Here is a 13,276-nt window from a genome sequence, read left to right as displayed (position 1 = left end):
TCAATGCACCAGCGGGATCGATCCCACCCGATGTCGTTAACATTTAGATAACGTAACAAGTGTGGCACAAATCACTGATTAATGCCTAATTTCAGCCCGATATTCAGATTATTCTACCCATCGGACCACTTTCAAATCTGCGTTATACTCTGCTTATCTTTCGCCACGGCGTTTTATTGAGGACAACTATGAGTCAGGCACTGAACAATCTGCTGACATTACTGAACCTGGAAAAAATTGAGGAAGGACTCTTTCGTGGACAGAGCGAAGATTTGGGCTTACGCCAGGTCTTCGGCGGGCAAGTCGTTGGACAGGCATTGTATGCCGCTAAAGAGACCGTCCCGGCAGACCGTCTGGTGCACTCTTTTCACAGCTACTTCTTACGCCCTGGCGACAGCGCCAAACCGATTGTTTATGACGTTGAAGTGCTGCGTGACGGCAACAGCTTTAGTGCCCGCCGCGTGGCCGCCATTCAGAATGGCAAACCTATCTTTTATATGACGGCCTCTTTCCAGGCGCCTGAACCGGGTTATGAGCATCAGAAAGTGATGCCGCCATCCCCATCGCCGGAAGAGCTTAAATCAGAAACCGATATCGCGCGTGCGCTGGCACACCTGCTGCCACCGCAGGTGAAAGAGAAATTCCTGTGCGATAAGCCGCTGGAAATTCGCCCTGTCGAGTTCCATAACCCGATGAAAGGCCACGTTGCTGAGCCAAAGCGTCAGGTGTGGATCCGCGCCAACGGTACTGTGCCGGAGGATTTCCGCGTCCATCAGTATCTGCTGGGTTACGCATCAGACTTCAACTTCCTGCCGGTTGCCCTGCAACCGCACGGCGTTGGGTTCCTGGAAAAAGGGATGCAGGTTGCGACGATTGACCACTCCATGTGGTTCCACCGACCATTCGATATGAATGACTGGTTGCTCTACAGCGTGGAAAGTACGTCAGCATCCAGCGCTCGCGGGTTTGTACGCGGCGAGTTTTATACTCAGGATGGCGTTCTGGTGGCATCGACGGTGCAGGAAGGGGTAATGCGAAATCGGGGGTAATGTTGTGCGGCCTGATGCCTTCCCCCACCGGGAGAGGGTACAAACATTAAAAACGGCAACCTGAGGTTGCCGTTTTGCTGTTTATCAGGCGTTATACGCATTCTCGCCGTGGCTGTTGACGTCCAGACCTTCGCGTTCCTGTTCTTCCGGAACACGCAGACCGACGGTCATGTCAGCCAGTTTGTAGCCGATAAAGGCCACAACGGCAGACCAGACAACGGTGATAGCGATACTTTCCAGCTGTACCAGCACCTGGTGAACCATGGTGACACCTTCTGCATAACCCACTCCACCCAGCGATTTCGCCGCGAAGATACCGGTCATGATACAACCGATGATGCCGCACACGCCGTGCACGCCGAACACATCGCAAGGGTCGTCAACGCGCAGAACACGTTTCAGCGCAGTCACACCCCACAGGCCAGCCAGCCCCGCAACCAGACCGATAAGCAGCGCGCCGCCTACACCTACATAACCACACGCAGGGGTGATACCAACCAGACCGGCGATCGCACCAGAACATGCACCCAGCAGAGAAGGTTTACCGCGAACGGCCCACTCGCCAAATACCCAGGAGAGGATAGCGCCCGCCGTGGCAATAACGGTATTCACGAAGGCCAGCGCAGCAATTTCGTTCGCAGCACTTGCTGAACCGGCGTTGAAACCGAACCAGCCAAAGTAGAGGATAGCCGTACCGGTAAACACCATTGGCAGGTTGTGTGGTTTGAAGGCTTCTTTGCCAAAGCCCACACGTTTACCAATCAGGTATGCACCAACCAGGCCCGCCACCGCGGCGTTAATGTGCACAACAGTACCGCCTGCGAAGTCCAGCGCACCGTGCGTCGCCAGCAGACCACCGCCCCACACCATATGCGCAATCGGCACGTAGGAGAGCGTCAGCCAGACCACCACAAAGATCAGCACCGCAGAGAAACGAATACGTTCAGCCAGTGCACCAACAATCAGCCCGACGGTAATACAGGCGAACGACCCCTGGAAAGCGACATGGATGTACTGATAGAAGCTGCCCATCAGCGCGGTCAGTTCGATATTTTTCAGCATCGCCCAGTTGAGGTTGCCGAAGAAGGCGTTGCCTTCGCCGAAGGCCAGCGAGTAACCGTAGACCACCCACAGGACGCACACCAGTGCGAACGTCACGGCAACCTGCGTCAGCATGGAGAGGACGTTTTTACCGCGGATCAGGCCGCCGTAGAACAACGCAATGCCCGGGATAGTCATGAACAGCACCAGCGCGGTGCAGATCATCATAAAAGCGTTATCGGCTTTGTCTGCCACCGCGGGGGCAGCCATTGCCAGGCCTGGCAGCAGTGCCAGCGAACCCAGACCCGTTTTGATTGTTGCTATCTTCATTTTCTCGATCCCTATCACTGTGTGCCAGGAGTTACTTACAATGCCGCTTCGTCAGATTCGCCCGTACGGATACGAATCACGCGCTGCAACTCGGCAACGAAAATTTTGCCGTCGCCAATTTTGCCGGTGTAGGCCGCTTTGCTAATGACATCAATCACTTCATCAAGCTGATCGTCAGCGATTGCGACATCAATCTTCACTTTAGGCAGGAAGTTAACGCTGTATTCCGCCCCACGATAAAGCTCGGCATGACCTTTCTGACGACCAAAGCCTTTCACTTCGGTGACAGTCAGTCCCTGAATACCCATGGAAGACAATGCTTCACGAACGTCTTCAAGTTTGAATGGTTTGATTACAACCGTAACCAGCTTCATAAATCCCCTCCAGTCAGAATTCGGTAATGGCCGCAGCTAACACGCAGGAGATATTGCAAGGGGTGTGCCAGAATTGAAAAAAGGAGGAAAAAGCGGCGCAATGAGCACGCCAGGGCATTCAGTGACGGAGTGGCGAAAAAAAACGCACCATGACAGTGCATGATGCGTTTCAGTTTTGCACCAACAGTTGCGAGTGTTAGCGCGTTGCCTGATTTTGGTGCATCAGGCGCTGAGCGACTCCTCTTCGCGCGCGCTGGCAGCAAGCTCTTCACCCGCCAGCTGTAACTGGTACATCTGCCAGTAACGCCCTTTCGCCTCTAACAGCTGGCGATGCGTCCCGCGCTCAACGGCCTGGCCGCGATGCAGCACCAGAATAGTATCGGCATCAACAATCGTTGACAGGCGGTGTGCGATGACGACAAGCGTTGTATGATCACGCACGGCCGCCAGCGCCTGCTGGATAGCCTGCTCCGTTCCGGAGTCGATACTGGCGGTTGCCTCATCAAGAATAAGCACCTGCGGCGTTTCAATCAGCACCCGCGCCAGCGCCAGCAGCTGTTTTTGCCCAACCGAGAGATTATTGCCCTGTTCGCCCAGCCGGGTGTCGATACCCTCGGACAGACCGCGTGCCAGCTCTGCCAGTTGCACGGTTTCCAGTACCGCCCAGACCTGCTCATGCGTATAAGGCCTGCCCAGCGTGACGTTGGCGTAGAAGGTATCCGCCAGTACCACCGGGTCTTGCTGCACCATTGCCACCCCTTTACGCAGGACATTGTGGCTCAAGGTAGACAGTGGACGCCCGTCCAGGCGGATCTCCCCTTTCGTGAGCGGGTAGTAACCCATCAGCAAGCTGGCGAGCGTACTCTTACCGCTGCCGGTATGGCCCACCAGCGCCACAAAGCCGCGTGATGGCACATCAAGGCTAACGTCCTGGAGGACAAGCCGGTCATCACGATAAGCAAACGAGACATTATCAAAGGTAATAGCGCCGCTTTGCAGGCTACGGTCATCATCACCGTAGGTCTGACGCGGCCGGTCCATAAGCTCAAAGACGCGCTCTCCCGCAACCACGGCCTGTTGCAGCATGGATTGCTGCGTGGTGAGCTCAATCAGCGGTTCGTTAAGACGCCCAAGATAGCTAATAAAGGCATATAACACGCCCACTTCAATGGTGCCGCCCGACGTCAGACCAAACAGCATCAGCAAGCCGCAGAGCACCAGAGCAGAGAAAAGACTCAGCAAAGGACGTAACAGGAAACCATCCAGGCGCAGCGTCTGCATTCGCGCCATGTAGTGTGAACGACTGGCCTCCCCCATTCGCTCGCCAAAACGTGCCTGCTGGCGGAACTGCTGGATGACGCTCATGCCGTTGATCACTTCGTTGAAGCCATCATTGATATCGGCCAGATACGCACGCACGCGGCGAACAATCGGCGTGCTGTAGCGTTGATAGATAACCATCACAATCAGCACTGCCGGGAAGATGGTGATCGCCACCAGCGCCATGCGCCAGTCGAGGCTAAACATCGCCACCAGCATTGCGCCAATCAACGCCGCACTGCGTAACACCGTTGCCACGACGGTGACATACAGATCCCGGATAACCTCCGTATCGTTGGTCACCCGCGAGATAACTTGCCCGACAGGCTGAGTATCAAACTCGCTCAGCGGCTGGCGCAGCGCCGCATCCATCACATCCGTGCGCAACTGCTGCACGACGCCGACGGCCGCGCGGTTAAACAGCAACGACTGCGCATAGTGCAACCCGGCTGCCGTCAGCTGTAGCCCAACGTAGGCAACGCCTAACCCCGCCACCAGCCCCAGCGGCAGATAGCGTTTCGCCACCATATTGTCGATGAAATAACTGATGAGCAGCGGGCCGCTCACTTCAGCAATCGCCGCGATCCACAGCAAAAGCACGGCAATTGACAACGGTTTGCGCCACGGTGAGCCATAGGAAAGCAGACGTTTTAACGTCGGCCACATCGTTCCCAGCTTACGCATTGGTGGTCTCCTCATCCTGCTCCGGAGCATCATCCAGTGCCGCTTCAAGCTGCTGATAACGATACATATCGCGATACCAGCCGGGTTGTTCTGTCAGTTGGTCGTGTTGCCCGCGCTGGGCGATGTGCCCGTGTTGCATCACCAGAATTTCACTGGCCTCGGTCAGCGCTGACAAGCGGTGCGCGCTGATGATCACCGTACGCCCTTCGCCCCACTGACGCAGGTTGTGCAGGATCTGATGTTCAGTACGGCCATCCACTGCCGAAAGCGCATCATCCAGGATCAGTATTTCAGCGTTCAGCAGCAGCGCGCGGGCAATCGAAATACGCTGTTTTTGCCCGCCAGAAAGCATCACGCCACGTTCACCCACTTCGGTGTCATAGCCCTGCGGCAGACGCAAAATATCGTCATGAACGCTGGCAAGACGCGCGACATGTTCAATCTCTTCCTGCGTCGCCGTTGGGTGGCCGAGAGCAATGTTATTCGCCACTGTGTCAGAGAATAAAAACGGTGTCTGGCTGACCACCGCCAGACGGCTGCGCCAGTCGTCCAGCAGCAGGCGTGTCAGCGGGATATTGTGGAAGCGAATATCGCCCTGAGTCACATCAAAGTGACGCTGGATAAGCGAAAGCAGAGTGCTTTTGCCGGAACCCGTCGGGCCGCAAACGCCCAACATCTGCCCCGGTTGCAGCGTGAAATTGACGTTTTCAAGCACCGGATGTTCCGTTTGCGGGTAGGCAAACGAACCGATATCCGCTTTCATTATCCCGCGCCCTTCCGGCACCGTTTCACTGCCGTCGTTAACCACTGGCGCTTCCGCCAGCATGGCGCGAATACGGCTGTAGGCAGCGCTGCCGCGCTCAACAATGTTAAACATCCAGGCCAGCGCCAGCATTGGCCAGATCATCAGCCCCAGATACATCGCGAAACTGGTTAACTGGCCAAGCGTCATCATGTCGTGTACCACCATCCAGCTACCGCCGCCGATAGCCAGCAGGTTCGCCATTCCGATAGCGATATAAATCGTCGGGTCAAAACGTGCGTCAATCCGCGCCACCCGCATGTTTTTCGCCCCGGTATCCGCCGCATCGGCGGCAAACAGCGCAGACTGTCTGTCTTCCAGACCAAAAGCTTTGATCATGCGGATACTGGTCATGCTCTCCTGGGTGCGATCGTTGAGTGATGAAAACGCCGCCTGCGCCAGTTTGAAACGTTCATGCAGTTTTTCGCCGTAGCGATTGATCGCCAGCGCCATCAGCGGCATCGGCAGCAGGGCCAGCAGCGTCAGCTGCCAGCTGATTTGCGTCGACATCACAATCAGTACCGCGCACCCCATCACCAGGGAGTCCACCAGCGTTAACACCCCCTCCCCGGCGGCAAACACCACGCGATCAACGTCGTTGGTGGCGCGGGCGATTAAATCCCCGGTGCGGTGACGCAGGTAGAACTCAGGATGTTGACGGCTCAGCTGGCGGTAAAAATCTTCGCGCAGCTCAACGGCGAGCTGATAAGACGCCCCGAATAACAGAACGCGCCAGACGTAACGCAGCAGATAGACGATCACCGCTGTCAGCACCAGCGTGCCAATCCACATCAACACCCGTGCGGTGGTGTAATGCTGTTCGGTGACGCCATCCACCACATATCCCACCACTTTGGGCGGGATCAGTTGCAGAATGGCAATGATAATAAGCAGGCAGACTGCGCCGAGATAGCGTTGCCACTCCCGACGAAAGTACCAGCTTAGTTGGGCAAATAATCGCACGCGGTATTTTCCTGAAGGTATTTTACGAAGTTATTCAATAGGTAATGCTGTGGTGTATTTTATTTGTTCCATGGCGAAACTCGACGTAACGTCCGACAAGCCCGGTACACTGTTGACCAGCCGCTTGTAAAAATCATCGTACCGCTTCATATCGGCCACCTGCACACGCATCAGATAGTCATATTCCCCTGCCATGCGCCAGAACCCGAGAACCTCCGGCATTTCAGAGACCTGAGTGACAAAGCGGCAATACCATTCACTGCTGTGATGCTGTGTTTTTATCAGGACAAATGCGGTCAGTCCAAGCCCCAGTTTTTCGGGATCTAAAAGTGCAACACGCCCCAGCAAAATGCCGTCATCTTCCAGCTTTTTGAGGCGCTTCCAGCACGGTGTGGTGGTCAGATTAACGGCATCTGCCAGCGCCTGCAAAGAGAGGGTGCAGTCGCTTTGCAACAATGAAAGAAGCTTGCGGTCAATTTTATCTAGCATACCCACCTCGCAGAGAAAATTTTTCTCCCTTCATTCTATTTTAAAGGTCAGATAGCAACAATTTTTTCTGTGCTTTTCGCTATGCTGGGCACAAAATGACAAACGGATACACACGATGAATAGCACCTGGGTTAAACATGCCATCAGCGAAATCAATGCCGACTATCAGCGCTCGGCAGATACCCATTTAATCCGCCTCGCTCTGCCAGGATTTGCGGGCATTCAGCTCTACCTGAAAGATGAAAGCACCCACCCTACCGGCAGCCTGAAACATCGCCTGGCCCGCTCGCTATTCTTATACGGTCTGTGTAACGGCTGGATTAAAGAAGGCACCACGATCATTGAATCATCGTCCGGCTCCACCGCGGTATCCGAAGCCTATTTTGCCCGGCTGTTAGGCCTGCCGTTTATTGCCGTCATGCCCTACTGCACGGCCAAACGCAAAATTGAGCAAATTGAGTTTTACGGCGGGCGCTGCCACTTTGTCGAAAGCGCCTGCGAAATTTACGCCGCTTCTGAAATGCTGGCTCGCGAGCTCAATGGTCACTATATGGATCAGTTCACCTTTGCCGAGCGGGCGACGGACTGGCGCGGGAATAACAACATCGCGGACAGTATCTTCCGCCAGATGACGCACGAACCTCATCCCGTTCCCTCATACGTTGTCATGAGCGCAGGCACGGGTGGGACGTCAGCCACCATTGGCCGCTACATCCGCTGCCAGGGTTACGACACTCAACTGATGGTGGTTGACCCGCAGAACTCCGTATTCCTCGACTACTGGCAGACCCGCGATGCCGCCCTGCGTAGTCCGGTGGGGAGCAAAATCGAAGGCATTGGCCGTCCGCGCGTTGAGCCCTCGTTTATTCCTGATGTCGTTGACGAAATGCTGCGCGTACCTGATGCGGCAAGCGTTGCGACAGCGCACTGGCTGGAAACACAGCTCGGCCGCAAAGTGGGGGCCTCTACGGGCACAAACATGTGGGGTGCGTTGCAACTGGCCGCTCGGATGCGCGATGAAGGTCGCACCGGCTCTATCGTTACGCTGCTGTGCGACAGCGGCGAGCGTTATCTTGATACCTATTACAACGCAGAATGGGTGCAGGCGAATATTGGTGATATCGACCCCTGGAAGACACAAATAGCTCAACTGCTGAAATAAAAAAAGCCAGACCGAAGTCTGGCTTGCTGGAAGGGTCTCACTATTCGGGGGAATATGGGAGGTTGTTTTTGTCCAGCCAATGAGTCAAAAAGTGGGACACGGCTTCGTTACGGCAGTGTCCAATAACGGGCAGATGAGGGAGCTCCGCTTTAAGCTGCGGCATCGCATTCCCCATAATCAGACCGCGGCCGACGCTACCCAGCATCTCGCGGTCGTTCATGGCGTCGCCAAACGCCATACAATCCTGCATCGTGAAGCCCAGATGGTCGCTCAGCACCGCCAGCGCCGAGCCTTTATTGCAGCCCACGGGCAGCACCTCCAGGCAATCTACCGCCGAGAACGTCAAATGCGCGCGGTTGCCTAACGTCTCATTAAGCTGAATGCGCAGACGGCACAGATCGTCATGATCGCCGCAGAAACAGATTTTCGTCACCGTGTGAGCGGGAATACGGCGCAGATCGATTAACTGATATTTAAAACCGCTATAGACATGTGCGTGCAGCATTTCCGGTATTTCTCGCCCGGTAAACCACCCTTCGTCGTTAAAGACATGCACGCTGGCCTGGGTATCCCAGGTGCTGTGCAGCACAATATCCGCCACTTCCGGATTGAGATCCTGACGATGCAATACATCCCCTTCAACGGAGTGAATTCGCGTCCCGTTGCCGGTTATCAGAAACGCATCCAGCGAAAAGGCCCCGAGCAAATGGCGCATTTCCAGCACATGACGACCTGTCGCAAAGGTCAGGGTAATATCATGCTCATGCAGGCGCTTCAGGGTGTTCAGGGTTTTATCGCCTAAACGGTGATCCGGCATTAACAGCGTGCCGTCCATATCAAATGCAGCGAGCCTGGCCATGATTACTCCCGAAAATGTGATGCGTTTAACTTGTGAATCAGTATTGCCTGAGATATACGGAAGTAATAGTGAATAGATGGAAATTATTGTTCCGGGTTTATCATGCGCCAGCTTAATCGCCTCAACCAGTATCAACGCCTGTGGCAACCTTCAGCAGGTGCGCCACAGCAGGTCACCATAACCGAGCTCGCCAGCCGCTGTTTTTGCAGTGAGCGGCATGTGCGCACACTGTTGCGCCAGGCACAGGAGGCTGGCTGGTTAAGCTGGCAGGCCCAGTCCGGGCGCGGTAAGCGCGGCTCTCTCACGTTTCATGCCACACCGGAATCGCTGCGCAATGAGATGATGGAAGAGGCGCTCAAAAGCGGGCACCAGCATAACGCGCTGGAACTGGCGCAGCTTGCACCGGAAGATTTGCGCGCGCTTCTCCACCCTTATCTGGGCGGGCTTTGGCAAAATGACACGCCAACGCTGCGGATCCCCTATTACCGCTCCCTGGATCCCCTTGTTCCGGGCTTTTTACCCGGGCGAGCAGAGCAGCACCTGGCAGGGCAAGTGTTCTCCGGGCTGACGCGTTTTAACGGCACCAGCAGTGAACCCACGGGCGATCTTGCTCACCACTGGGAAGTGTCAGCCGATGGGCTGCGCTGGGATTTTTACATCCGCTCCACGCTGCACTGGCACAACGGTGATAAAGTCGAAACGGTGCAGCTACAGCAAAGTCTGACAGCACTGCTGGCAATACCAGCCCTGCGTAAACTTTTCCAGAGCGTCTCACGCATCGACGTGACGCATCCCCAGTGCCTGACCTTTATTTTGCATCAGCCGGATTACTGGCTTGCGCACCGACTGGCGACGTATTGCAGCCGCCTGGCGCATCCTGAACAGGCCATGACGGGCAGCGGGCCGTTCCGTCTGACCGTGTATGATCCCGATCTGGTTCGCCTGGAGAGTCACGAGCAATATCATCTGAGCCATCCCCTGTTAAAAGCGATTGAGTTCTGGATAACACCGACACTCTTTGACTATGGGCTGGGTACAAGCTGCCGTCATCCCGTGCAAATCGCTATTGGTGAGCCCGATGAACTGGCCAGCCTGCGTCTGGTGAGTAACAGCACCAGTCTGGGCTTTTGCTACCTCACCCTGAAACAGAGCCCGCGATTAAGCGAAATGCAGGCAAGAAGGCTCATCAATATCATCCACCTCACTGAACTCCTGCATACGCTGCCGCTGAATGAGGGGTTGATTACCCCAACACAGGAAATGCTTCCGGGATGGAGCATTCCGCAGTGGCCAGAGCTCAGGGATGTTCAACTGCCGAAAACGCTGACCCTGATTTACCATCTGCCCATCGAGTTACACACGATGGCTGGTCAGTTAAAACAATATCTTGCGCAGCACGGTTGTGACCTTACGGTGATATTCCACGACGCCAAAACGTGGGATGGCTGTCTGAGGCTTGCAGATGCGGACATCATGATGGGTGACAGATTAATCGGCGAAGCGCCGGAATATACGCTTGAGCAGTGGCTACGCTGCGATGCGCTCTGGCCGCATCTGCTGAGCGCCCCTCAGTTTGCCCATTTGCAGGCTACGCTGGATGCCGTTCAGACCCAGGCCGATGAGCAAGCCCGGCATATCGGTCTGAAGGCGTTATTCACCGGATTAATGGAGAGCGCAGTGCTGACTCCCCTGTTCAACTACCAGTATCAAATCAGCGCCCCTCCTGGAGTGAACGGTATACAACTGAACACCCGCGGCTGGTTTGATTTCACGCAGGCCTGGTTGCCGGCACCAAAATCGTGAAGAAGCTGGTCGCCGTCGAGGTCAGGCGGTAACATGACGCTTTTACCGTCACTGTCGAGATAATTTATGAAACGTGCCGTCGTCGTGTTCAGCGGAGGACAAGATTCCACTACCTGCCTGGTTCAGGCCCTTCATCAGTATGATGAAGTTCACTGTGTCACTTTCGATTATGGTCAGCGTCATCGTGCTGAAATCGATGTTGCCCGCGAACTGGCGCTGAAACTGGGCGCGCGCGCGCACAAGGTACTGGACGTTACGCTGCTGAATGAACTGGCCGTCAGTAGCCTGACCCGCGACAGTATTCCTGTTCCTGACTACGAACCTGATGCCAGCGGTATTCCGAATACCTTCGTACCAGGTCGTAACATCCTGTTCCTGACCCTGACGGCGATTTACGCCTGGCAGGTGAAAGCCGAAGCCGTGATCACCGGCGTCTGTGAAACCGACTTCTCCGGCTACCCGGACTGCCGCGATGAGTTTGTTAAAGCGCTCAATCACGCGGTAAATCTGGGAATGGCGAAAGATATCCGCTTTGAAACGCCGCTGATGTGGCTCGATAAGGCAGAGACCTGGGCGCTGGCCGACTACTGGGGCAAGCTGGATATGGTCCGCAGCGAAACCCTCACCTGCTACAACGGCATTAAGGGCGACGGTTGCGGCCAGTGCGCGGCCTGTAATCTGCGCGCGAATGGGCTGAACCACTATCTGGCTGATAAAGCTGGCGTGATGGCCGCTTTGCAGAAAAAAGCCGGGCTGAAATAAGTTACTTCGCCGTGCTGTCGAACAGTTTTACACCGGCAGCACGCGTGACTTTCATTAGCGTCGTCAGCGTTGGGTTGCCGTTGTCAGACAAGGTTCGGTAGAGTTGCTGACGGGAAAGACCTGCTTTGGTAGAAATTTCTCCGATACCGCCTCGCGCTTCGATGACCTGACGGAGTGCAATGAGATAGGCAGGGATCCCCTGGTCTTCATAGATCTCTTCCAGGGCTGTTTGCAGATAACGCTGAGCGTAGGAAGGATTCTCTCGCAGCATTTTCACAACAGCATCATGGTGGCTAACGGAGCTCGAATATTTTCGTTCAGCGGTGCTCATTGGAATGTCCTTTTGTTTGATGATCTTTCCAGTAATCTATTGCCAGTTTGATATCTGCTTTTTGGCTCTTTTTGTCACCACCGATCAGTAACAATAAAACCTGCCGATTCTCTACTGAAAAATAGATTCTGTAGCCGGGGCCACTGTCGAATCGCATCTCCCAGACACCTTCCCTGAGATACCTGTAATCGCCAAAATTACGCTTTATCGCACGGTTAATCCGCATAAGGATCCGGAAAACCATATCCGGATCCTTTCGATTCATTCTGGCTACCCACTCCTCAAACGGCACTTTCCCGTCACGGGTCCGGTAACGTTCAACAACGTAGTCCCTGTCCATTATTCTATCCCTGACAAAACCTTTTGTCTTTTATAAAAGACAAAAAATCTACACGATCATCAACTCCAGCTTTTCACGCAACTCTCCATCCAGCGGCAGCGCTTTCTGAGTTTTAAGATCAATACAGACAAAGGTGATCAGCGCATCGGCAACCACCTGCCCTTCAGGATCCAGTGTGACGACCTGGCTTAACACACCACTTTTCCCGTTTAGCTGCTGAACCTGGCTGGTGACGGTAAGGACATCTCCCAGCACGGCCGGACGACGGTAATTGATATTGATGTTGACGACCACGAATGCGATGTTGTGCGCAGTCAGCCACTGAAAGCTTTCGCTGTTTTCCAGCCCTTCCCAGCGAGCCTCTTCAAGAAATTCGAGATAGCGGGCGTTATTCACATGCTGGTACACATCGAGGTGATACCCGCGGACTTTGATTTTTGTCTGCATAGCGCAATAGCCTTTACTGTTGTTATAGGATTAGAGGTCATAGCTGGTATGACCTCTTTATCCTGGCAAATTTTTGCCGCTGTGCAAGTAATTGCGTGATTACAACGTCAGGTGTGAGAGGTTGCGCTCAACCAGTGAACTGCCCATGCCCGGAACTTGCTTAAGATCGTCGATGGTTTTAAAAGGACCGTACTCTTCACGGTAGCTGACGATAGCCTGCGCTTTTTTCAGCCCGACACCGTTCATTGCGCGGGCGAGATCTTCCGCAGACGCTGAGTTGATACTGACTCGCGTACCGTCATCATCTGCGCTTTTGGTGCCAGGCACCGCTTTTGATGGCGAAACTGACTGCCCATTTACCGATGACTCGGCTTTAGTCTGCACAGCCGGTGATTTATCGACCGCCGTCGCAGCATTCGCCACTTGTACAATCCCGCCGCTGGCAAGCGCCAGAGTAATGAAGAGAGCTTTGATTCCACGTTTCATGCTGTTATCTCCTTGTTTGTTGACAGCCACATCA

Annotated in this window: 14 protein-coding genes; 4 read left to right on the top strand and 10 right to left on the bottom strand. The window is 54.7% G+C overall.

Annotated features, from left to right (window positions below):
* The first annotated feature begins 188 nt into the window (after positions 1–188).
* Complete coding sequence (gene tesB, locus N1249_RS04990) at positions 189–1,049, top strand: acyl-CoA thioesterase II (RefSeq protein ID WP_259835011.1); 861 nt, start codon at positions 189–191, stop codon at positions 1,047–1,049.
* Between the two features lie 84 nt (positions 1,050–1,133).
* On the opposite strand, the gene amtB is transcribed toward tesB, so the two are convergent.
* From amtB to N1249_RS04965, 5 genes are all read right to left on the bottom strand, one after another.
* Complete coding sequence (gene amtB, locus N1249_RS04985; RefSeq protein WP_014069138.1) at positions 1,134–2,420, bottom strand: ammonium transporter AmtB; 1,287 nt, start codon at positions 2,418–2,420, stop codon at positions 1,134–1,136.
* A gap of 35 nt (positions 2,421–2,455) precedes the next feature.
* The gene (glnK, locus tag N1249_RS04980; RefSeq protein WP_008503304.1) at positions 2,456–2,794 is read right to left on the bottom strand and encodes a P-II family nitrogen regulator; all 339 of its coding nucleotides are present in this window, start codon (positions 2,792–2,794) and stop codon (positions 2,456–2,458) included.
* A gap of 222 nt (positions 2,795–3,016) precedes the next feature.
* Positions 3,017–4,798, bottom strand: coding sequence for a SmdB family multidrug efflux ABC transporter permease/ATP-binding protein (locus N1249_RS04975; RefSeq protein ID WP_259835009.1), 1,782 nt, complete (start codon positions 4,796–4,798; stop codon positions 3,017–3,019).
* Positions 4,791–6,563, bottom strand: coding sequence for a SmdA family multidrug ABC transporter permease/ATP-binding protein (locus N1249_RS04970; RefSeq protein WP_259835008.1), 1,773 nt, complete (start codon positions 6,561–6,563; stop codon positions 4,791–4,793). The genes N1249_RS04975 and N1249_RS04970 overlap by 8 nt, the downstream gene beginning before the upstream one ends.
* 30 nt (positions 6,564–6,593) lie before the next feature.
* Positions 6,594–7,052 carry an Lrp/AsnC family transcriptional regulator gene (locus N1249_RS04965; protein WP_008503307.1) on the bottom strand — a complete coding sequence of 153 codons (459 nt, stop codon included), beginning with the start codon at positions 7,050–7,052 and terminating at the stop codon, positions 6,594–6,596.
* 115 nt (positions 7,053–7,167) lie between these two features.
* Here N1249_RS04965 and N1249_RS04960 point away from each other — a divergent pair, with 115 nt between their 5' ends.
* Entirely contained in the window at positions 7,168–8,214 is a 1,047-nt protein-coding gene (locus N1249_RS04960) for a PLP-dependent cysteine synthase family protein (RefSeq protein WP_259835007.1), read from the top strand.
* Between the two features lie 40 nt (positions 8,215–8,254).
* Here the strand turns inward: N1249_RS04960 and cof are convergent, their stop codons facing one another.
* Positions 8,255–9,073 carry an HMP-PP phosphatase gene (cof, locus tag N1249_RS04955; protein ID WP_259835006.1) on the bottom strand — a complete coding sequence of 273 codons (819 nt, stop codon included), beginning with the start codon at positions 9,071–9,073 and terminating at the stop codon, positions 8,255–8,257.
* 102 nt (positions 9,074–9,175) lie between these two features.
* Here cof and N1249_RS04950 point away from each other — a divergent pair, with 102 nt between their 5' ends.
* Positions 9,176–10,876 (top strand): SgrR family transcriptional regulator, encoded by a 1,701-nt coding sequence (locus tag N1249_RS04950; RefSeq protein WP_259835005.1) that lies wholly within the window; start codon positions 9,176–9,178, stop codon positions 10,874–10,876.
* A 66-nt stretch (positions 10,877–10,942) separates the two neighbouring features.
* On the top strand, positions 10,943–11,638 hold the full coding sequence (queC, locus tag N1249_RS04945) for a 7-cyano-7-deazaguanine synthase QueC (RefSeq protein WP_259835004.1): 696 nt from the start codon (positions 10,943–10,945) through the stop codon (positions 11,636–11,638).
* Position 11,639: 1 nt separating this feature from the next.
* Here the strand turns inward: queC and N1249_RS04940 are convergent, their stop codons facing one another.
* The 4 genes from N1249_RS04940 to N1249_RS04925 form a co-directional block, all read right to left on the bottom strand.
* Positions 11,640–11,969, bottom strand: coding sequence for an addiction module antidote protein (locus N1249_RS04940; RefSeq protein ID WP_259835002.1), 330 nt, complete (start codon positions 11,967–11,969; stop codon positions 11,640–11,642).
* Entirely contained in the window at positions 11,956–12,309 is a 354-nt protein-coding gene (locus N1249_RS04935) for a type II toxin-antitoxin system RelE/ParE family toxin (protein ID WP_259835001.1), read from the bottom strand. The genes N1249_RS04940 and N1249_RS04935 overlap by 14 nt, the downstream gene beginning before the upstream one ends.
* Before the next feature lie 48 nt (positions 12,310–12,357).
* Entirely contained in the window at positions 12,358–12,756 is a 399-nt protein-coding gene (locus N1249_RS04930) for a YbgC/FadM family acyl-CoA thioesterase (RefSeq protein ID WP_259835000.1), read from the bottom strand.
* A 99-nt stretch (positions 12,757–12,855) separates the two neighbouring features.
* Positions 12,856–13,242: a helix-hairpin-helix domain-containing protein gene (locus N1249_RS04925; protein ID WP_259834999.1), complete on the bottom strand. Its 387-nt coding sequence runs from the start codon at positions 13,240–13,242 to the stop codon at positions 12,856–12,858.
* Positions 13,243–13,276: the final 34 nt, after the last annotated feature.

Source organism: Enterobacter sp. CP102 (genome assembly GCF_025152625.1).
Classification (GTDB): domain Bacteria; phylum Pseudomonadota; class Gammaproteobacteria; order Enterobacterales; family Enterobacteriaceae; genus Enterobacter; species Enterobacter soli.
This window is presented reverse-complemented; position numbering and strand designations above follow the sequence as displayed.